Below are 18,819 nucleotides of genomic sequence, written 5' to 3' on the forward strand. Positions count from 1 at the left end.
TGGCGCCCCGCCGCGAAGGGCCGCAGCAGGGACTTGTCGCTGACAGGACGCCCTTCGCTGCGGGAGCTCGGCGTGCGTGCCGCGCGCGGAATGCGACCGTCCGCCGCTGTGGGCTACCATCGTGCCTGTGGCTCGCACATCGAACGATAATTCGCCTGGTGATGCCGGAGGCGGCAAGAAGGACGGCATCCAGTCCGTCTCGCGCGCGCTCGCCATCCTGGAGCTGTTCAACGAGAGGCGCCCGGAGCTCACCACGAGCGAGATCGCCTCGTTGACCGAGCTCAACCGCGCGACCGCGTACCGGTTCTGCCAGACGCTACTGAATCTCGGCTATCTGGAGGAGACCCAGTCCAGGACGTTCCGTCCCGGCCTGAAGGCGATCTCGCTGGCGCGCGCGGCGCTGAGCAGCCGGGAACTGCCGGAGATGGCGCGCCCCTATCTCCAGCGGCTGCGCGAGAGCACCGGCGAGACGGTCAACATGGCGCTGCTGAGTGGCGCGGAAGTCGTCTACGTCGCGCGGCTGCTCAACGACGACCTCCTCGCGCTGCGGCTGTTCGTCGGGAGCAGGCTGCCCGTCCACGCCACCTCGCTCGGACGCGCGATCCTCGCGTTCCTGCCCCGCGAGGAGGTCGAGCAGATCCTCGGCGGCCGCGAGCTGGAGGCCGTCACCCAGTACACGATCACCGACTTCGGCAAGCTCGCCCAGGAGCTCGACCGCGTCCGCAGCCGCGGCTACTCCCTGAACGACGAGGAGATGGTCCTCGGGATCCGCGGGGTCGGCGCGCCCGTCTTCGACGCCTCCGACCGTCCCATCGCCGCGATCAACGTCTCCATCGCGCGCCCGCTCGACAAGACCGAGCTGCGGGACGTCATCGCTCCCCAGGTCGTCGAGACCGCCCGCGCCATCAGCACCCTGGTCACCGAGCTGGCGATCGACTCCGACCACCGCTGACGATCCGCCGGACGACCGAGACGGCCCGGAGCAGGTGCGGCTCGGTGCGGTCGGTCCGGTGCGCGATCGCGAGGTCGACGGTGACGGCGGGCCGCGCCAGCGGGCGGAAGACGACGCCGTCGAGGGCCAGCGCGGTCACCGGCTCCGGGACGACGGCGACGCCGAGGCCGCCGGCGACGAGCGTGACGAGGGTGGACGTCTCGCCGACCTCGTGCCGGATCCGCGGCTCGACGGCGGCGTCCCGGAACAGCCCGAGGACCACGTCGTACATCACCGACCGGCGGTCCGCCGAGTGGACGATTAGGTCGGCGTCCGCGAGGTCGCCGATCCCGATCCGCCGCCGCGCGGCGAGCGGGTGGTCGGCGGGGGCCGCGACGACGAGCCGGTCGCGGCGCAGCGGCAGGACGGTGAGGGACGCGTCGGCGATCGGCGGCCGGAGCAGCGCCAGGTCGATCCCGCCGGCGCGCAGCGCGGCGACCTGGTCGGGCACCAGCATCTCGCCGCGGAACGAGAAGTCGACGCCGGACAGCTCCGTCGACAGGCCGCGGGAGAGGGCGGGCAGCAGGCTGTAGGTCGCGGTGCCGACGCAGCCGATCGTGAGGTGGCCGACGGCCCCGGCCGCGATGCGGCGGGCCTCCAGCGCCGCGTCGTCGACCTCGCCGAGGATCTTCCGGGCGCGCGCGAGGTAGCCGCGCCCCGCGTCGGTGAGGACGACGCGGCGGGTGCTGCGGTGGAGCAGCTCCACGCCGAGGTCGGCCTCGAGCCTGCGGATCGCCTGCGACAGCGGCGGCTGGGCCATGGTGAGGCGTTCGGCGGCGCGTCCGAAGTGGAGCTCCTCGGCGACCGCGACGAAGTACCGCAGGTGACGCAGATCCATATCGTGAGCGTCTCAATTGGAGCGAATATTGATACTTCACTGTATCAAGGCAGGCCGCCTAACCTCGATCGCATGAGCACCTACCTGTACTCGGCCGTCCGGACGCCATTCGGACGGTTCAACGGCGCCCTCGCGGACGTCCGGCCGGACGACCTCGCGGCGGGGGTGATCACCGCGCTGCTGGAGCGGGCGCCCCGGCTGGACCGGGCGGCGATCGACGAGGTCGTCTGGGGCAACGCGAACGGCGCGGGCGAGGAGAACCGCAACGTCGGCAGGATGGCCGCGCTGCTCGCCGGGCTGCCGACCAGCGTGCCGGGCTCGACCGTCAACCGGCTGTGCGGGTCCAGCCTCGACGCGGCGATGATCGCGTCCCGGACGATCGAGACGGGCGACGCCGACGTGGTGATCGCGGGCGGGGTCGAGTCGATGACCCGCGCGCCGTGGGTGCTGCCGAAGCCGCGCAGGCCGTTCCCCGCCGCCGACGTCACCGCGGTGTCGACGACGCTGGGCTGGCGGCTGGTGAACCCGCGCATGCCGAAGGAGTGGACCGTCTCCCTCGGGGAGGCCAACGAGCTGCTCCAGGAGAAGTACGGCGTCCCCCGGGAGCGCCAGGACGCGTTCGCGCTGCGCTCGCACCGCCTCGCCGCGGCCGCCTGGGACGACGGCTTCTACGACGACCTGGTCGTCGCCACCGAGGGGTTGGAGCGCGACGAGGGCGTCCGCGCCGACACGTCGGCGGAGAAGCTCGCCGCGCTCAAGCCGAGCTTCCGCCCCGACGGCACCATCACCGCCGGGAACGCCTCGCCGCTGAGCGACGGCGCGTCCGCCCTGCTGCTCGGCTCGGCCGCGGCCGCCGACCGGCTCGGCCTCGAACCGCTCGCCCGCGTCGCCGGACGCGGCGCCTTCGCGCTCGACCCGCAGGACTTCGGCTACGCCCCCGTCGAGGCGGCGAACCGCGCCCTGGCCCGCGCCGGGATCGGCTGGGACGAGGTCGGCGCGGTGGAGCTGAACGAGGCGTTCGCCGTGCAGTCGCTCGTCTGCGTCGACGCCTGGGGCGTCGACCCGGAGATCGTCAACACCCGGGGCGGCGCGATCGCGATCGGCCACCCGCTCGGGGCCAGCGGCGCCCGCGTCCTCGGCACGCTCGCGAAGGTGCTCCGCGAGCGCGGCGAGCGCTTCGGCGTCGCCGCCATCTGCATCGGCGTCGGGCAGGGCCTGGCGATCGTCCTGGAGAACACGGAGGCCCGCGCGTGAGCCGCACGGAGATCCTGGAGACCATCGCCGAGGCCGTCCAGGGGATCGCGGACGGCAGCACCGTCCTGGTCGGCGGCTTCGGCTTCGCCGGCATGCCGTTCGACCTCATCGACGGGCTGATCCGGCAGGGCGCGAAGGACCTCACCATCGTGTCCAACAACGCGGGCAACGGCGACGTCGGCCTGGCCGCGCTGCTCAAGGCCGGACGCGTCCGCAAGGTGGTCTGCTCGTTCCCCCGGCAGAGCGACTCCTACGTCTTCGACGAGCTGTACCGGGCCGGGCGGATCGAGCTGGAGATCGTCCCGCAGGGCAACCTCGCCGAGCGGATGCGGGCCGCCGGGGCGGGCATCGGCGCCTTCTACTGCCCGACCGCCGTCGGCACCCCCCTCGCCGAGGGCAGGGAGACCCGGACCATCGACGGGCGCGTCCACCTCCTGGAGTACCCGATCAGGGGCGACGTGGCGCTGATCAGCGCCCACCGCGCCGACACGATGGGCAACCTCGTCTACCGCAAGACCGCCCGGAACTTCGGCCCCGTCATGGCCACCGCCGCGGCCACCACGATCGTCCAGGTGGGCGAGGTCGTCCCGGCCGGAACCCTGGACCCGGAGGCGGTCGTCACGCCCGGCATCTACGTCGACCGCGTGGTGCGCGTCGAGGAACGCCGCTACACCGTCCAAGGAGCGCGCTGACCATGTCCCTGAACCCGGACCAGCTCGCCGCGATCGTCGCCCGCGACATCCCGGCGGGCTCCTACGTCAACCTCGGCATCGGCCGCCCGACCAAGGTCGCCGACCACCTCCCGGCCGACTCCGGCGTCGTCCTGCACACCGAGAACGGCATGCTGAACATGGGCCCCGCCGCGACCGGCGACCAGGTCGACCCGGACCTCACCAACGCCGGCAAGGTCCCGGTGACCGAACTCCCCGGCGCCTCCTACTTCCACCACGCGGACTCCTTCGCGATGATGCGCGGCGGCCACCTCGACGTCTGCGTCCTGGGCGCGTTCCAGGTGTCGGCCACGGGCGACCTCGCGAACTGGAGCACCGGCGCCCCCGACGCGATCCCCGCCGTGGGCGGCGCGATGGACCTGGCCATAGGAGCCAAGCAGGTCTTCGTGATGATGACCCTCTTCGACAAGCAGGGCCGATCGAAACTCGTCCCCGAATGCACCTACCCCCTGACCGGCGTGGCCTGCGTGAGCCGCATCTACACGGACGTAGCCGTAATAGACGTGGGCCCAGACGGCGCCACCCTCCGCGAGTCATTCGGAACAACCCCCGAAGACCTACGCGCCCGCCTCCCCGTCCCCCTCAAAACCCCCGCGCCGCAGGGGGCTACGGGGTGATGGCGGTGATCTCGGCGAAGTCGCTCGGGCGCGGGACACCGGCCGTGGTGGCGTCGCCGTCCAGGGGAGCCTGGTCGTAGACCATGGGTGAGAGGCTTCGGAACGCGGCGGAGATGTCGCCCACGTTCACGAACGCCATGACCTTGCATGAACCGGTGCCGCAGCCGCCTCCGGCCGACAGCATGCCGACCCCTTTCACCGCGTAACGGCCGTTGAGGGTGTAGACGGCCGCCCCGCTGTCGCCGTGGTAGGCGACGGCGGCGGACGACTTCGGCTCGGCCCGCATGCCTTTCGCGGTGTAGGTGATGCCGTGCGCGGTGAGGTTCCACTGCGTCTTCCCTTTCACCTCCCAGTCGCACGGGGCGCCCTTTCCGTTCTCGAACGAGATGAAGCCGTCATGGCAGACCAGGGCGCCCGCCGCCGTGTTGCCGACGGCTGTGATCACTTTCCCGCTGATCCCGCCGTCCTCGTCGTCGAGCCCGTCCTCGAACGCCACCGCCTCGGGGGCGCCGCCGCCGACGACCTTGATCATCGCCGCGTCGGCGGATTTGCTGACTCCGGTGACCTGGCCGAGTCCGGGATGAGTCGGTGTGCCCACCGACTCAAGGGCCTCATAGCAATGGAACGCGGTGAGGACGTAGTAGGCGCGGACGGCCTTGTCGTAGAAGGGGAGGCCGCTGGTGCAGGCGTAGCCGGCGTCGTTCTCGATGTTGAGACCGGCGCCGGCCAGGGACGGGAAGTCCACGCGCCCGCCGAGGGCCTCCATGCGCTCACCGCGGACGACGGTGACGGCCTCGTCGAACACTTCGGCGTCCGCGGAGGCCGCCTCGGCGGCGAGGGCCCGCCGGGCCCGCTCCGGATCGGGCACCTCGACGGCGAGTCCGCTTCCATCGGGGGGCAGGAAGGTGGAACTCACTGCGAAAGGCAGTTTTCCCGCGCGGGCTCGCGCCATTATCAGGGTGGATTTGGCGGTGAGATACCGCTCGCTGTACTTGGCGGGCTTGATGACCAGGCGGCTTGCGTCCGCCCCTGGATCCCGCTTGCGGAGGGCGGTCAGGAAACGCGAGCCCTTGGCGGTGTCGGTGAGGAATACCTCCACCTTGCCGAAGCCGGGCTGAAGTCGCGTCCCCGCGTAGTAGCGGTCGAAGTCCTGCTCGCCGGTGGTGAGGGCCGCGCCGGCCAGACGGTGTAGGGGCCTGAGCGTCTCGGCCATCCGGACCTGCTCGGACGTCGCCGGGGTGAGCCGCGCGCCAGGATCCGGCGGCGGCGCAGGAGACGCCGCCGCCGGAGTGTGGACCCCGATCAGCGTGGTGAGAGCTGCCGTGACAACTGCCAGGACGCTGCCTGCTGACATCGCGCGTTCTCCAAGGGGGGCAATTGGGTGACCACCTCGGATGATTTTCACTGGAGCATCAGCGGCGCTGGCGCCTTGCTAATGGGAAACGGGCGGTCGCGGGTCGTCGGTCGTCAGCAGGGGCCGTTGTCGGTCCAGACGTCTTGGGAGTTGTTGCCGGGGACGTCGCCGTGGGTCCACCATCTGGCGGTCCAGGTGTGGTCGTTGTAGGACACCTTCTGACCACCGGTGTAGGTCGCCGAGGCGTCCCACGCGGTTTCGGCGCACGTCCCCGGGCCCGGGTTGCCGGTCTTCCACGGCACCTGGCTCGACCGGTAGAAGTCGACGCCCATGACCTGCCAGCGCGGCCCCTGCGCGGCCAGCCGCTGCCGGAAGGCGTTCCAGTTGTGGGTGGACTGCGGCGACCAGCCGAGTTCGGCGATGGCGGGCAGCCGGGGGAACGCCATGAACTCGATGTCGTCGATGTTCTGCAGGGTCTCCGACCACAGCGGCGCCTCGACGCCGGACACCTGCGACTCGCCCACGCCGGACAGGTGCGCTCCGGGGTTCCACTCGTAGGCGGTCTGCACCTCGATGAAGCCCGCCCAGCTCAGCCCGAGACGCGTGCTGGAGTTGTACTTCATGTCGAGGTAGGACTTGTTGGCCGGTGACATGAGGATCTTGTTGCCGCGCTTCGCCGCCGCCTGGACGCCCGCGTGCGATGTCGCCGTCCCCCAATACTGCGGAATCGCCGAGGTGGGCGGGGTGGCGTTGACGATGTCGTGCCAGCCCATCGCGATCTTCCCCTGCTGCTGGACGAGCGGCAGCACCTTGTTGAGGAAGGTGACGTAGTCCTGCTGGGGCGTGGCGCTGGCCTCGTCGCCGCCGATGTGGAGGTAGGGGCCGGGGGTGAGCGCCGCGACCTCGCGGATGACGTCGGCGACGAACTTGTAGGTGACGTCCTTGCTGATGCAGAGCGAGCTGTAGCCGACCTCGATGTCGGTGCGGCGCGGCGGCGCGGTGTTGTTGCAGTTGAGTTCCGCGTACGAGGCCAGCGCGGCGTTCGTGTGGCCGGGCATGTCGATCTCGGGGACGACGGTGATACCGCGGCTCTGCGCGTACGCGACGATGTCCCGGTACTGGTCCTGCGTGTAGTACCCGCCGGGTGTGCCGCCGACTTCGAGCTCGCCGCCGTATGTCGCCAGCCGAGGCCAGCTGTTGATCTGAATGCGCCAGCCCTGGTCGTCGGTCAGATGCAGATGCAGATAGTTGACCTTGTAGAGGGAGATCTCGTCTACGTACCGCTTGACCTCGTCGACGGTGAAGAAATGGCGGGCGACGTCGAGGTGGGCGCCGCGATAGGCGAACCGTGGATAGTCGATGATGCGGCCGCCGGGGATCTCCCACGGACCGGGTTGCGTGCTGGTGCTCTCGACCGCCGCGGGCAAAAGCTGCCGCAGCGTCTGCACCCCCGCGAACAGACCGGCGGGCTGGTTCGCCCGGACCACCACCGCGGCGGTCGAGACGTCCAGTTGGTAGCCCTGGTCGCCCACGCTCGGGTCGGCGCCGGTGAGCAGCAGCGATATGCCGTCGGCGGGCGTGGCGGGCGCGCTCTTGACCGGCAGCGGGTAGCCGGTCGACCGGCGCAGGAGGCCGGCGAGGTAGTCGCCCACCCCGGCCGAACCGGGCTGGACATAGATCACCGTCCCGCTGGTGATCGTGTGGTCGGCGCCCGTGGCCGGCTCGGCCTTGACCGGCGCCGGAACCACGTCCTGCATGCTCGCGACCTGGGCGGCGGCGGGCGCCGGACGCGCGTCCGCGCGCACCGCCGGCCCCGCGCCGCCCACCGGCAGCACCAGCGCGGACAGGATGACCAAGAACTGCTTGGAACGCGCTCGCGCGCGCGAAGGCTTGACGGACTTCATGGGAGCGGACCCTTCAGCGGCGGGGGAAAATTGAAAGGTTTGTTGCCAGTTAGACCGCTTCCCGTCCCTCTGTCAAGGGGGCGTCCACCCGCTGGACGACGGGCGCGCCGGTCGATATGCTCGCGGGCTTCAGTCGACCAGCGCGCCACCGGACAGGTTGACGATCGTCCCGGTCACGACACCGGCTCGGTCTGAAGCCAGGAACGCCGCCGTCTCCGCTATCTCGGACAGCGTGGGAAGCCGCTTCAGCAGCGTCCCCTGCGCCAGCCCGCTTTCCAGAAATTCCTGCACCGACTGTCCCGTCGCTCCCGCTGTCGCCTCGAAAAGGTCCCTGGTGTAGGAACCCGCCGCCGGCGCGTCCACGACGGCATGCGGACGTATGCCGATGACCCGGATGCCGTCAGGCGCCAATTCCGCGGCCAGAACGCGGGAGAAAGCCTCCTTGCCGGCCGCGCTCACCGCGTGCCCCAGGATGCCGCCGATAGCCAGTTTGGAGCCCGGCTCCGACAAGGTCAGGATGACTCCCGGACGCCCGCGCCCCATATGCGGAGCCACGGCCTTGCTGGTGGTGAAAAGCGCCCGCAGAAAGCCGTCGATCGGCTGCATGAACTCTTCCAGCGACAGGTCGGCCAGCGATGTCCCCTGGTCGTGCATGACGCTGACGGCGTTGAGGGCGACGTCGATGCCCCCGGCCGTCGCCGCGACCGCGGCGGCGTGCTCCTCCACCGCCTGCTGATCCAGGACGTCGACTCGCGCGGTCTCGACCGTCCCGCCTTCCGCGGCGATGTCACGCGCTACGGCGTCGAGCTTCGCCTGGGTCCGCCCGGCGATGAAGACCCGCGCGCCCTCCCGGGCGAACACCCGCGCGACCGCGCCGCCGATGGCTCCCCCACCCCCATAGACCACGGCGTTCTTGCCCTCAAGTAGCAACCCACTCATGTGTCCTCCCGTCCCCTAGCGGCCGTCGCCTCCTCCGGCACCACCGCTCGCAGCAAGAGAACCACAGTAGATTGTTAAAAACAACCAGACTCGCCTGTAGTTTAGGATCGTGGGCGAAGAGGAGTGTGACCATGCCGACCAGCCGCAGCTACCGGGACGCCTGCGGGATCGCGCGGGCCCTCGACGTCGTCGGGGAGCGCTGGGCCCTGCTGATCGTCCGCGAGCTGCTCTTGACGCCCCAACGGTTCTCCGAGCTGCGGAACGCTCTGCCCCACGTCAGCTCGAACGTCCTCGCCGACCGCCTCCGGGAACTCGAAAACAACGGAGTGATTCGTCACGGCCCGGCGGAGACCGAAGGCCCGAAGGCGTATCACCTGACCGATTGGGGCCGGAAACTGGAACCGATCGTGCGGTCCTTGGGCGAGTGGGGGACTGACGCGCCAGAGCCCCCCGAGCCGTCCGCGCTCAGCGCCAGCTCAGTCCTGATCTTCCTGGAGGACGCCGCCCGGCCCGACCCCAAGGCCCCGCCCACGGTCTGCCGCCTGGACCTCGGAGGACGAACGTGGACGGTCCGCCTGGCGGACGGCCGCCTCCAAGTACAGCCCGGGGAGACCACAAAAGCGGACGCCTCACTCCGAGCAGACCCCAAGACGCTCAGCACCCTCCTAGCCGACCCGTCCACCCTCGAACCCGCCTGCGCCAACGGCAGCATCGCCGTAGTAGGCGACCTATCAGCCATCCACCGCCTCCTAAACGCAGTCACCCCCGACGATCCTGCCCGCGCGGAGCCGGTGCGGCTGTCACGAGACAAGTGAGAAGGCCCGGGAGCCATAGGCTTCCGGGCCTTCACGATCCACAAGCGCGGCTTAAGTGGGATTTGTAATCAGATACCAGGCGCCATCCCGTTTGGCCGTGTCGAGCGCCTCTGTGTAAGGGCCCGCGTTCGAGGTTCCGATGATCTTCACCTGGGCCATGTCGGGACCGAACTCCTGTACCACGTCCATTCGGGTCACCCGGATCTTCTTTCCTCCGTACTTGGACAAGAGGGCGTTGATCTCATTCTTTGCCTGCGAGCGATCGCTCGGATAGTACAGTTTCTTCAGTCCATCCGAATCGCGATCATTCAGCGTCTGGACGTAGGATCTGGCTATGGCTCGCGGGTTGGAGGCGCCTCCCTTGTCCGGCCAGAGCCAGACGGCGAGGGCGGCAACGACGATCACCAGGGCGCCGACCGCGAGAATTAGCCATAATGCGGACCGCCGTACCTTGGACGCCATTTGCGCTCCGATCTTCGGATTGGTCAGAAGACGCCGCGCGGGTACCACCGCGCCTTCGGGTACGTCTTGAGGAGCTTATCCAGGGATGCGTGCTGACGATCGTTGGTGTGATAGTTCAGCAGCCGATCGCCGTTGGACTTCCAGCCCACGACGACCGTCGTGTGATCCTTGCCCCCGCCATCCCAGTCTATCTGGATCACGTCGGAAGGGATCGTGCTCCAGACGCTGGCCAGGGACAGTGTGCGGTAGGACCAGAATCTGCCCCAGTTGGCCGCGGCGGCCCAGGTGAAGCTGGTGCTCTTCTTGGTAGGGCCGTAGAACCACATTTTGTCGTTCCTGCGATTCTTGGCCCCCGAGCCGACCATTTTCTTGCCTCCGTGCCTCAATGCCTGGGAGACGAAGTTCGTACAGTCCTGGTCGTAGCGCCGGTACGCCCGGTTGTAGTTGTAGACATACTTCTCGGCGTACCAGATGATGTGCTTGTTCTGGGGGCGACTTCGCTGCCGCTGGGGTTCTCCAGGTTGAACGTCGGCGGTAAGCGCTCCGGTAGACGGCCTGGTGGTGGACGCCGGCCTCTCATCATCGGTACCGGTCACCTGTGGCTCCGCGACTGGTTGCGGATCACCGACCTGAACGGGAACGGGTACGCCTCCCGTGGGCGCCGTGACCGTATCGAGAAGCCACGCGTCGCCGACGTAGCGGAACGTCAGCGTCTGCGGCAGGCGGTACGACTCCCAGTCGTAGCCGCGCGCCCGGTCGGCCTCACTGACCTTCAGGGAGTAGAGCGTGGTGAACTCACTGACATTGAACGTCGCGACATTGCCCGTGACCGCGAGCTTTCCCGGAGTCACCTTGGTCACGGCGTGCGAATAGCCGCCGTCGAGGGCTTCACGCCTCAGGAGTTCTCGATTTTCGGCGAGTCGCGCGCTCTCCCAGGCGCGACGACGCTGGAGTGCGCCAGTCAGGGCACGCGTGCTGACCTGCACTTTGGTGGTAGGCCGTAAGGTTAACTGATCGGCTCTGCTCTGCATGTACGCCTGGGCAAGCTCGGTCAGTTGCGTCTTCACCGGCGCCGGCGCAGATGTGCTTGCTTCCCCCGGTGCCGCGGTGGCGGGAACCCCGTTGAGTGATGCGGCGATCGCGGCCCCCGCGACTGCGGTGATCGCAGCCCAGCGAGTCATCAATCCATCCTCCGTGGATCTCTGGCTTCCGCGCATTTGGTGCGGGGTGACGCGGGCTGACACGGACACTAACCAACCATTTGGCTACATTGTCATGTGACCCAGGTCTCACATCCCGTGCCACCTTGGCCTCGACAACGGACCGGTGGCCGACATCGGACATCGCCGGCCCGGCTGCACGATAAATCGGTACGCGAATTCAAGGGTTTTGTGCGGTACCGGGCAGCAGTTGAGGTTGTGAAGGTCGTTGGCCTTGGCCGTTCACTGGAGGCATACGGGCTCTGGTCGTTTCTGCGGCCAGGCAGGGGTGATCACTCGTAGGGGTTCTTGGGCTTTTTGATCCGATCGAGGGAGTGGCCGCTTAGCTCCTGGACGACTGTGCGCTTCGTGCCGGGCGGCGGTGGCTTCCAGACGCCGACTACCTGGACCCAGGAGTCGGCGGGGGGCTGGGGGAGACCGCGCACGATCACCGGGAACGGGACGGCGTCGCCCGCGCAGCAGGCGATCTTGAGCCGGGTGAGCTGCCAGCCGCCCTTCCCGGTCGCGGTCACGAAGCCGGTCAGCCGGACCGGGACGCCCTCGAATCGCGCGGGATCGCCCGTCTGTGCCTCGTAGGCGCGGCCGATGAACTCGCCCATCGTCATCGTGACCGGCGCGCCGTTCGCGGGCAGCGGCCGGTACCCCGAGGTCGGCGCGGCGGGCGGCGGCGCCGCGCGGCCGGTGTCGCGGGCGGCGGTGAACGAGCCGAGCGCGGGTGGGGCGATCACGAAGACGGCCAGCACGGGGAGGCAGAGCAGCCAGCCCGTCCTCGGGCCGTGTGAATGATCGTGACCGTGGTCCAGATCGCCGTTCTCTTGTGCGCTCCCGGGGATGTGTGTGTCTGCGGTGGGGCGCCAGTCCCGGCGTAGACCGGCGGCGCCCAGTAGCAGGAGGGTCAGCGCCGCGGGGACCAGCAGGAGCCGGAAGCCGGGCCGGACGTAGTTGACGTACTCGCCGCTGCCCAGGGTGATCCACAACACCGTGGCGGCGATCAGGATCAGCAGCAGGTTCTGCGCGGCTCTGCTCACAGCAGCCCTCCCGTGACCGCGCTGATCCCGACGGCCAGACAGAAGGTCAGGGGGATGAAGCGGACGGCGAAGCGGCGGCCGAAGAAGCCCGCCTGCAGGGCGATCAGCTTCAGGTCCACCATCGGCCCCACCACCAGGAACGCCAGCCGCGCCGTGGTGGAGAACTGCGTCAGGCTGGCCGCCACGAACGCGTCGGCCTCTGAGCAGATGGACATCAGCACCGCGAGCAGCGCCAGCAGCAGCACCGACGCGACCGGAATACCGGCGACCGCGGTCACCCATTCGGCGGGCACCACGACGTTGATGGCGGCGGCCGCCGCGGCGCCGACCACCAGGAAGCCTCCGGCGTGCATGATGTCGTGCCGCATGGCCTGCCGGAAAGCCTCCAGGCGTCCGGCCGTCCCGTGGGCGTCCGGCCGGGACGGAACCCTGATCCACTCGCCCTTGCCCAGCATCAGCCACGCCCACCCGGCCAGTACGGCCACCAGCAGGGACGCGACGAACCGGCCGACGACCATCTCCGGCTTCCCGGGGAAGGCGACGGCGGTGGCGACCAGCACGATCGGGTTGATCGCGGGGGCGGCGAGCAGGAAGGTCAGCGCGGCGGCCGGAGCCACCCCGCGCGCCATCAACCCGCCCGCGACCGGTACCGACGCGCATTCGCAGCCCGGCAGGACCGCGCCCATGGCCCCGGCGAACGGCACCGCCGCCCCCGGTCGGCGCGGCAGCACCCGGCGCCACACCGACGCCGGGACGAACGTGGTGATCGTGGCCGACAGCGCGACCCCGAACACCAGGAACGGCAGCGCCTGCACGCACACCGCCACGAAGATCGTCGCCCACGCGTCCAGCTCGCGTGCGCCGACGGCCGGAGCGACCCAGACCCGGCCGGCCGCCAGCCCGGCCGCCAGGAGACCGAACGCCCACGCGGCACGGGTGCCGGGCGCGGCCGGACCGCGTCGTCCCCAGTCCGTGGGCGGGAGCAGGTCGTCCTCGGCCGCGCGAAGGCCGACATGGTCGCTCATGCCGGTCATCGTTCCAGAGGGATGCCAGGAGACTCCGGCGCCTGCGACCATTCGTGATCGCTCCCGTGTGGCCGACCCGCCGTGCCGGCCGGCGAGGTCGGCTAGGTCGACGCGCAGTCGCGGCACCGGCCGAAGATCTCCACGGTGTGGTTGATCTCGGTGAAGCCCGCCTCGGCGGCGACGTGCTCGGCCCAGCGTTCGATCGCGGGTCCTTCCACCTCGACGCTGTGCCCGCATGAGCGGCAGGTCACGTGGTGGTGATGGGTGCTGGTCCGGCAGCGCCGGTAGAGGGTCTCGCCGGACTCGTCGCGGAGCGCGTCGACCACGCCGTCCTGGCTGAGCACCTGGAGATGGCGGTAGACGGTGGTCAGCCCGATGCCCTCACCGCGGCGTCGCAGCTCACTGTGGATGTCCGTGGCGCTGCGGAACTCGGACAGGTCCGCCAGCACCCGGGAGAGGGCGGCGGCCTGCTGCGTGCCCCGCACCCGCGTTCCGCCGCGGGACGCAGGGGCGGCCTGCCGTGTCGGGTGGCGGGAAGCATGGGAAGTCATGGGAGCTGCTCCGGCCGATTGACGGTCCGATCTTCACTTTTTCACATGGTACCAACCGGTTGGATCATCGCTTCGGCCCCGCGGGCGGCGGCCGCACAGACCGTGCGGTTCGATCCGGCCCGGAATCGGACGTGGCCCGGCGGCGAGGTGCTCCCGGACGTCGCCGCATCGGCGGCGCACCAGGTGGCGGGCCCCGCCGTCGCGGACGAAGACGTGCAGGAGCCCGGTATGGGCACATGTCGGGATTGACAATCATTTCCGATAAGACGAACATGGGATCGGTTTTCATTTCTGATCAACCCGCGGGGGGACACGTTGCGTATCCGAGCAGTCGGCCCTGCCCTGCCTGCCCTGGCGGGCGTGCTGGCCGTCGTGCTGGTCGCGGGCACCGGCTGCGGCGGTTCCAGCTCCGCCGACAACGGCGACGGCGGCGGCGCGAAGAAGGTGAAGGTGGTCGCCACGACCACGCAGGTGGCCGACTTCGCCCGCAACATCGGCGGTGACAGGGTCGCGGTCACCCAGATCCTCAAGCCCAACGTGGACCCGCACGACTACGAGCCGTCCCCGGCGGACATCCAGGCCATCGCCGACGCCGACCTGGTGGTGAAGGGCGGCGTCGGCCTGGAGAAGTGGCTGGACCAGACGATCAAGTCCGCCGGCTTCGACGGCCCGGTGGTCGACACCAGCAAGGGCGTGGCCATCCGCAAAGGCACCGGGGAGGAGGCGGACGGCGACCCGCACATCTGGCACAACCCCAGGAACGTCGAGATCATGAGCCGCGACATCGCCGCCGCGTTCGAGGCCGCGGATCCCGCCGACAAGGCGGCCTACGAGGCGAACCTGCGGACCTACACCGGCAAGCTCAGGCAACTCGACGCCTGGATCGCCGGACAGATCGACTCGCTGCCCGCCGACCAGCGCAAGCTGGTCACCAACCACGACGCGTTCGGGTACTACGTCGACCGCTACCGCCTGACGTTCGTCGGCTCGATCATCCCGAGCTTCGACACCTCGGCCGAGCTGTCGGGCAAGCAGCTCAACTCGCTCGTCGCCAAGATCAGGTCGACCGGCGTGAAGGCGGTCTTCTCCGAGTCCTCGCTGCCGCCCAAGACCGCCGAGGCCATCGGCCGCGAGGCCGGAGTGAAGGTCGAGGCGGGCGAGGACTCCCTCTACGGGGACACGCTCGGCCCGGCGGGCTCGGCGGGCGCCACATACCTGGAGATGGAGCGGCACAACACCACCACCATCGTCACGGCGCTCAGGGGCTGACGATGGGCACTCAGGAAAAGGCGCTGCGGCTGGAGAAGGTCAGCGTCGCCTACGGCCCGGCCCTGGCTCTAGAGGAGATCGACGGCGGGGTCGCGCCGGGTGAGGCCGTCGCGCTGATCGGCCCGAACGGCGCGGGCAAATCGACCCTCATCAAGGCGGTCCTCGGTCTGGTGCCCCTGGCCGCGGGACGGATCACCGTGCTGGACGCCTCGCCCGCCCAGGCGCGCCGCGACGTCGCCTACGTCCCGCAGGCCGACACGCTCGATCCGGAGTTCCCGATCTCGGTCGGCCAGGTGGTCCTGATGGGGCGCTACCGGCGGATCGGCTGGCTGCGCCGCCCGAAGGCCGCCGACAAGCAGGCCGCCCACCGCGCCCTGGAGCGGGTCGGCCTGGCCGACCGCGCCCGGCACCGGTTCGGGACGCTGTCGGGCGGGCAGCGCCAGCGCGTCCTGCTGGCCCGCGCGATCGCCGCCGAACCCCGCCTGCTGCTGCTGGACGAGCCGTTCAACGGCGTCGACGCCGTCAGCGAGCAGGCGCTGCTGGACGCGATCGCCGCGCTGAAGAAGCAGGGCGCGGCCGTGGTCGTCGCCACCCACGACCTGGCGCTGGCCCATCTGGCGTGCGAGGGGGTGTGCCTGATCAACCGCCGGCAGTTCGGCTTCGGGCCGACCCGCGCCACGCTCACCCCCGACCGGCTGCGCGCCACCTACGGTGGCCACGCGCTCGAACTGCGCGGCGACCGTGTCATCGTCGCCCACTCCTAGGCGGCGGCCGTGTACCAGTTCTTCGTCGAGCCGTTCACGTTCCCGTTCATGGGCCGGGCGCTGGCCGTGATGATGGTCCTGGGCGCGCTGGCCGGGACCGTCGGCGTGCTGATCCTGCTGCGCCGCCTGGCGTTCATCACCGACGCGCTGACCCATACGGTCTTCCCCGGCGTCGTCATCGGCCACCTGCTCAGCGGGGACGGCGGCATCTTCTGGGGCGCGCTGGCCGCGGGCGCCGCGACCGCCGCGCTGCTCACCCTGCTCACCCGGCACCGCGCCGTCACCGAGGACACCGCCCTGGCGGTCCTGCTGACCACCTTCTTCGCCGTCGGGGTCGTGCTCGTCTCCCGGCAGTCGGGCTACACCGCCGATCTGACCGCCTTCCTGTTCGGCCGGGTCCTCACGGTCACCGGGCAGCAGTTGGCGCAGACCATGGCGGTCGCCGTCCTGGTCATCGCCGCGCTGGCGCTGCTGCGGCGGCCGCTGATCGCCCGCGCGTTCGACCCGCACGGCGCCCGGGCCGCCGGATACCGGATCGGCATGCTGGACCTGGTCACCAACACCATCGTCGCCCTCGTCGTGGTCGCCTCGGTCCGGGCGGTCGGGACGGTCCTGGTCATCGCGCTGCTGATCGTGCCCGCCGCCGCGGCGCGGGCGATGTCGGACCGGCTCGCGCTGATCGTGCCGCTCGCCGCCGCCCTCGGCGCGCTGGCCGGCTGGACGGGCCTGGCGATCAGCTACGACGCCTCGATCCACCACGGGCTGCGGCTCGCCTCCGGCGGCACCGTCGTGCTCGTCCTCATCGCCTGCTACGCGGGCGCCCTCGCTGCGGGAACGATCCGGCGGCGGTGGCGCGTCCGCCGACCCATTCCGGGGAACGCGGCATGACGGCGGTCGACCGGGCGCTCCTCGAAGCCGTCCTCCTCGGCGTGGTCGGCGGATTGATCAGCGTGCAGATCGTGCTGCGCCGGCTGCCGTTCTTCACCCTGGCCATGACCCACGCCACCTTCCCCGGCGTCGTCCTGGCCGCGGTCGCGGGCATCGACCTGTACGCGGGCGGCGGCCTGTTCGGCGTGCTGATCGTGCTGGGGGTGCTGGCCCTGTCCCGGCGACCGGCGCAGGCCATGAGCACCGCGATCGGGATCATGCTGTCGGCCGGGTTCGCGCTCGGCGTCGTCCTGCTGTCGGCGCGCGACGGCTTCTCCAAGGACCTGACCGCCTACACCGTCGGCCAGATCCTCACCGTCGGAACCGGCGACCTGATCGCCGTGACGGTGGTCGGCGGCATCGTCGCCGCCCTCCTCCTCGGCGCGGGCAGGCAACTCACCTTCCGCGCCTTCGACCCCGGCGGGTACGCCGCCGCCGGCTACCGCCCGGCCCTGACCGACCTCGCGCTGCTGCTGACGGTCGAGGCGGTGATCGTGGTCGCCGTGCCCGCCGCCGGCGCGATCCTGTCGGTGGCCGTCCTGGTCGGCCCGGCCGCCGTCGCCCGCCTGTGGACCCACAACATCCCGGCCATGACCGCCATCGCCGTCGCCGCGGGCGCGGCCAGCGGGCTGATCGGCGTGCGGATCTCCACCCACTACGACGTCGCCGCGGGCGGCGCCATCACCCTCGTCACCGGAACCCTGTTCGTCTCGTCCCTGGCCGCGACCACGGCATGGAACGCGGCGGCCACCCGCCACCGGCGCCGTCAGCCCGCACCCTGCTCATGAAGCGATTCGGCGCGGAAGCGGCAAACCCGCCGGGTTCCTGGGCAGCCTTACAGGGCACGCCCCTCGGACGATAAGGACACCGGAATGGACCGTCGCCAGGTGCTCACCATGCTCGCCGCCGCCACGGCAGGAGTCGCGGCCGGGGCGACCCCCGAACTGTGGCGTCGCGGAGGGCATCGGTCCGCGCACGCGGCGGGGGCGGGGCGGACGCCGCCCCCACCGCCCGATCCAGGGTTCGTCCCCGCCGGGAAGCTGAGAGCGGTCACCAATCCGATCCGCTCCCTGCACGACCTGACTCCGGCCGCCCCACCGAACGCGGTGGCCCTGACCATCGACGACGGGCCGCACCCGTACTGGACGCCCAAGATCCTGGACGTCCTCGCCGAGCATGACGTACCCGCGACCTTCAACATGATCGGGATGCAGGTGCCGGGGAACGCCCGGGTCGTCCAGCGGATCGTCGCGGCGGGGCACCAGATCGCCGATCACACGCTCAACCACCCGCTCGACCTTCCGGCGTTACCCGTGCCGCGCATCCGGCAGGAGATCGCCGAGGCGCACGACCGGATCGCCCAGGCCGCCTCGGCGGCCCCGCGGTTCTTCCGCGCCCCGGGCGGCGCCTGGTCGCGGCAGGTCGTGGACATCGCGACCTCGCTGGAAATGATCTGCGTCGGCTGGGGAGTCGACCCGCGCGACTGGGCCCGTCCCGGAGTCCCCCACATCACCGCCGACCTCGAAACGGCCAAGCCGGGCGACATCCTGCTGTGCCACGACGGTGGCGGCGACCGCTCCCAGACCGTCACGGCACTGCGCACCGTCCTGCCCGCCCTCAAGCAGCGCGGCCTGACCTTCGTCGCACTCTGAGACACCCCCACCAACGGGGCAGCCGTGCCGAGGTCGTCAGTTCGGTGCCCGTGCTGGCAGGTTGGTGGGCATGGACATCAACTGCGTGATCGTCGACTCCACCGATCCGGAGCGGCTGGCGGCCTTCTGGAGCGAGTTGCTCGACCGGCCGGTCGCCGGGCGGACCGGGCCGTACGTCTGGCTCGAACGCGGGAACGGGCTGGGCGTGGGATTCCAGCGCGCCGACGGCTCCAAGGCCGGGAAGAACCGGCTCCACCTGGATCTGGAGTCGGAGGACCCGGCCGCCGAGCAGGCCAGGGTGGAGGCGCTGGGCGGGCGGCGGCTGACCGAGTACGACCCCGGCGGCTTCCTCGTCATGGCCGATCCCGAGGGAAACGAGTTCTGCGTCATCCCCAAGGGCTCGGTCGAACTGGACGACGAGGGCCGCGCCCACTACCTGCCAACCGACTAGCGCTCGTCGAACCTGGCACCGGGGCTA

At 70.4% G+C, this 18,819-nt stretch carries 20 protein-coding genes; 11 read left to right on the forward strand and 9 right to left on the reverse strand.

Going from position 1 to position 18,819, the window contains the following annotated elements; all coding sequences use genetic code 11:
• The first annotated feature begins 127 nt into the window (after positions 1-127).
• Positions 128-952, forward strand: a complete 825-nt coding sequence (locus ACH01S_RS23805; RefSeq protein ID WP_169809340.1) for an IclR family transcriptional regulator — start codon at positions 128-130, stop codon at positions 950-952.
• Here the strand turns inward: ACH01S_RS23805 and ACH01S_RS23810 are convergent.
• Positions 918-1,829 (reverse strand): LysR substrate-binding domain-containing protein, encoded by a 912-nt coding sequence (locus ACH01S_RS23810; RefSeq protein WP_067895448.1) that lies wholly within the window; start codon positions 1,827-1,829, stop codon positions 918-920. The two genes, ACH01S_RS23805 and ACH01S_RS23810, sit on opposite strands and share 35 nt — an antisense overlap.
• Before the next feature lie 72 nt (positions 1,830-1,901).
• Between ACH01S_RS23810 and ACH01S_RS23815 the strand changes: the two genes are divergently transcribed.
• The 3 genes from ACH01S_RS23815 to ACH01S_RS23825 are packed head-to-tail and all read left to right on the forward strand — an operon-like array spanning position 1,902 to position 4,431.
• Positions 1,902-3,083 carry a thiolase family protein gene (locus tag ACH01S_RS23815; RefSeq protein ID WP_067895452.1) on the forward strand — a complete coding sequence of 394 codons (1,182 nt, stop codon included), beginning with the start codon at positions 1,902-1,904 and terminating at the stop codon, positions 3,081-3,083.
• Entirely contained in the window at positions 3,080-3,775 is a 696-nt protein-coding gene (locus tag ACH01S_RS23820; protein WP_067895456.1) for a 3-oxoacid CoA-transferase subunit A, read from the forward strand. Before ACH01S_RS23815 ends, ACH01S_RS23820 begins: the two co-directional genes overlap by 4 nt.
• Positions 3,776-3,777: 2 nt before the next feature.
• Positions 3,778-4,431, forward strand: coding sequence for a 3-oxoacid CoA-transferase subunit B (locus tag ACH01S_RS23825; protein ID WP_067895461.1), 654 nt, complete (start codon positions 3,778-3,780; stop codon positions 4,429-4,431).
• Here the strand turns inward: ACH01S_RS23825 and ACH01S_RS23830 are convergent.
• The 3 genes from ACH01S_RS23830 to ACH01S_RS23840 all read right to left on the reverse strand — a co-directional run bounded on the left by ACH01S_RS23830 (position 4,421) and on the right by ACH01S_RS23840 (position 8,628).
• A complete protein-coding gene (locus ACH01S_RS23830; RefSeq protein WP_148344127.1) occupies positions 4,421-5,785 on the reverse strand; it encodes a chymotrypsin family serine protease in 1,365 nt (454 codons plus the stop codon). The two genes, ACH01S_RS23825 and ACH01S_RS23830, sit on opposite strands and share 11 nt — an antisense overlap.
• Positions 5,786-5,898: 113 nt before the next feature.
• The gene (locus ACH01S_RS23835; RefSeq protein WP_218010368.1) at positions 5,899-7,641 is read right to left on the reverse strand and encodes a beta-N-acetylhexosaminidase; all 1,743 of its coding nucleotides are present in this window, start codon (positions 7,639-7,641) and stop codon (positions 5,899-5,901) included.
• Positions 7,642-7,818: 177 nt separating this feature from the next.
• Positions 7,819-8,628: an SDR family NAD(P)-dependent oxidoreductase gene (locus ACH01S_RS23840; protein WP_083981051.1), complete on the reverse strand. Its 810-nt coding sequence runs from the start codon at positions 8,626-8,628 to the stop codon at positions 7,819-7,821.
• Positions 8,629-8,759: 131 nt separating this feature from the next.
• Between ACH01S_RS23840 and ACH01S_RS23845 the strand changes: the two genes are divergently transcribed.
• Positions 8,760-9,443, forward strand: coding sequence for a winged helix-turn-helix transcriptional regulator (locus ACH01S_RS23845; RefSeq protein WP_067895469.1), 684 nt, complete (start codon positions 8,760-8,762; stop codon positions 9,441-9,443).
• Between the two features lie 51 nt (positions 9,444-9,494).
• Here the strand turns inward: ACH01S_RS23845 and ACH01S_RS23850 are convergent, their stop codons facing one another.
• The 5 genes from ACH01S_RS23850 to ACH01S_RS23870 form a co-directional block, all read right to left on the reverse strand.
• A complete protein-coding gene (locus ACH01S_RS23850) occupies positions 9,495-9,905 on the reverse strand; it encodes a hypothetical protein (protein WP_067895472.1) in 411 nt (136 codons plus the stop codon).
• A 23-nt stretch (positions 9,906-9,928) separates the two neighbouring features.
• Positions 9,929-11,086 (reverse strand): amidase domain-containing protein, encoded by a 1,158-nt coding sequence (locus tag ACH01S_RS23855; RefSeq protein WP_067895474.1) that lies wholly within the window; start codon positions 11,084-11,086, stop codon positions 9,929-9,931.
• A gap of 311 nt (positions 11,087-11,397) precedes the next feature.
• Positions 11,398-12,153 carry a TIGR03943 family putative permease subunit gene (locus tag ACH01S_RS23860; RefSeq protein ID WP_067895478.1) on the reverse strand — a complete coding sequence of 252 codons (756 nt, stop codon included), beginning with the start codon at positions 12,151-12,153 and terminating at the stop codon, positions 11,398-11,400.
• On the reverse strand, positions 12,150-13,178 hold the full coding sequence (locus tag ACH01S_RS23865) for a permease (protein WP_370671584.1): 1,029 nt from the start codon (positions 13,176-13,178) through the stop codon (positions 12,150-12,152). Before ACH01S_RS23865 ends, ACH01S_RS23860 begins: the two co-directional genes overlap by 4 nt.
• 101 nt (positions 13,179-13,279) lie before the next feature.
• A complete protein-coding gene (locus ACH01S_RS23870; RefSeq protein WP_246236471.1) occupies positions 13,280-13,663 on the reverse strand; it encodes a Fur family transcriptional regulator in 384 nt (127 codons plus the stop codon).
• 426 nt (positions 13,664-14,089) lie between these two features.
• On the opposite strand from ACH01S_RS23870, the gene ACH01S_RS23875 reads away from it, so the two are divergent.
• The 6 genes from ACH01S_RS23875 (at position 14,090) to ACH01S_RS23900 (ending at position 18,792) form a co-directional block, all read left to right on the forward strand.
• Complete coding sequence (locus tag ACH01S_RS23875; protein ID WP_246236470.1) at positions 14,090-14,998, forward strand: metal ABC transporter substrate-binding protein; 909 nt, start codon at positions 14,090-14,092, stop codon at positions 14,996-14,998.
• Positions 14,999-15,000: 2 nt separating this feature from the next.
• The gene (locus tag ACH01S_RS23880) at positions 15,001-15,762 is read left to right on the forward strand and encodes a metal ABC transporter ATP-binding protein (RefSeq protein ID WP_067895490.1); all 762 of its coding nucleotides are present in this window, start codon (positions 15,001-15,003) and stop codon (positions 15,760-15,762) included.
• A gap of 9 nt (positions 15,763-15,771) precedes the next feature.
• Positions 15,772-16,650 carry a metal ABC transporter permease gene (locus ACH01S_RS23885; protein WP_246236469.1) on the forward strand — a complete coding sequence of 293 codons (879 nt, stop codon included), beginning with the start codon at positions 15,772-15,774 and terminating at the stop codon, positions 16,648-16,650.
• Positions 16,647-17,477, forward strand: a complete 831-nt coding sequence (locus tag ACH01S_RS23890) for a metal ABC transporter permease (protein WP_067895679.1) — start codon at positions 16,647-16,649, stop codon at positions 17,475-17,477. The genes ACH01S_RS23885 and ACH01S_RS23890 overlap by 4 nt, the downstream gene beginning before the upstream one ends.
• Positions 17,478-17,561: 84 nt before the next feature.
• Positions 17,562-18,341: a polysaccharide deacetylase family protein gene (locus ACH01S_RS23895; protein WP_083981055.1), complete on the forward strand. Its 780-nt coding sequence runs from the start codon at positions 17,562-17,564 to the stop codon at positions 18,339-18,341.
• Positions 18,342-18,411: 70 nt separating this feature from the next.
• Positions 18,412-18,792 (forward strand): VOC family protein, encoded by a 381-nt coding sequence (locus ACH01S_RS23900; protein WP_067895492.1) that lies wholly within the window; start codon positions 18,412-18,414, stop codon positions 18,790-18,792.
• Positions 18,793-18,819: the final 27 nt, after the last annotated feature.

It is taken from the genome of Actinomadura chibensis NBRC 106107, from assembly GCF_001552135.1.
Lineage (GTDB): Bacteria > Actinomycetota > Actinomycetes > Streptosporangiales > Streptosporangiaceae > Spirillospora > Spirillospora chibensis.

Excerpts from the sequence above, each read along its gene's own strand:
- ACH01S_RS23810 (WP_067895448.1), bottom strand. The coding sequence starts at position 1,829 with ATGGATCTGCGTCACCTGCGGTACTTCGTCGCGGTCGCCGAGGAGCTC.
- ACH01S_RS23815 (WP_067895452.1), top strand. The coding sequence starts at position 1,902 with ATGAGCACCTACCTGTACTCGGCCGTCCGGACGCCATTCGGACGGTTC.
- ACH01S_RS23825 (WP_067895461.1), top strand. The coding sequence starts at position 3,778 with ATGTCCCTGAACCCGGACCAGCTCGCCGCGATCGTCGCCCGCGACATC.
- ACH01S_RS23830 (WP_148344127.1), bottom strand. The coding sequence starts at position 5,785 with ATGTCAGCAGGCAGCGTCCTGGCAGTTGTCACGGCAGCTCTCACCACG.
- ACH01S_RS23840 (WP_083981051.1), bottom strand. The coding sequence starts at position 8,628 with ATGAGTGGGTTGCTACTTGAGGGCAAGAACGCCGTGGTCTATGGGGGT.
- ACH01S_RS23845 (WP_067895469.1), top strand. The coding sequence starts at position 8,760 with ATGCCGACCAGCCGCAGCTACCGGGACGCCTGCGGGATCGCGCGGGCC.
- ACH01S_RS23850 (WP_067895472.1), bottom strand. The coding sequence starts at position 9,905 with ATGGCGTCCAAGGTACGGCGGTCCGCATTATGGCTAATTCTCGCGGTC.
- ACH01S_RS23855 (WP_067895474.1), bottom strand. The coding sequence starts at position 11,086 with ATGACTCGCTGGGCTGCGATCACCGCAGTCGCGGGGGCCGCGATCGCC.
- ACH01S_RS23865 (WP_370671584.1), bottom strand. The coding sequence starts at position 13,178 with ATGAGCGACCATGTCGGCCTTCGCGCGGCCGAGGACGACCTGCTCCCG.
- ACH01S_RS23880 (WP_067895490.1), top strand. The coding sequence starts at position 15,001 with ATGGGCACTCAGGAAAAGGCGCTGCGGCTGGAGAAGGTCAGCGTCGCC.
- ACH01S_RS23890 (WP_067895679.1), top strand. The coding sequence starts at position 16,647 with ATGACGGCGGTCGACCGGGCGCTCCTCGAAGCCGTCCTCCTCGGCGTG.
- ACH01S_RS23895 (WP_083981055.1), top strand. The coding sequence starts at position 17,562 with ATGGACCGTCGCCAGGTGCTCACCATGCTCGCCGCCGCCACGGCAGGA.
- ACH01S_RS23900 (WP_067895492.1), top strand. The coding sequence starts at position 18,412 with ATGGACATCAACTGCGTGATCGTCGACTCCACCGATCCGGAGCGGCTG.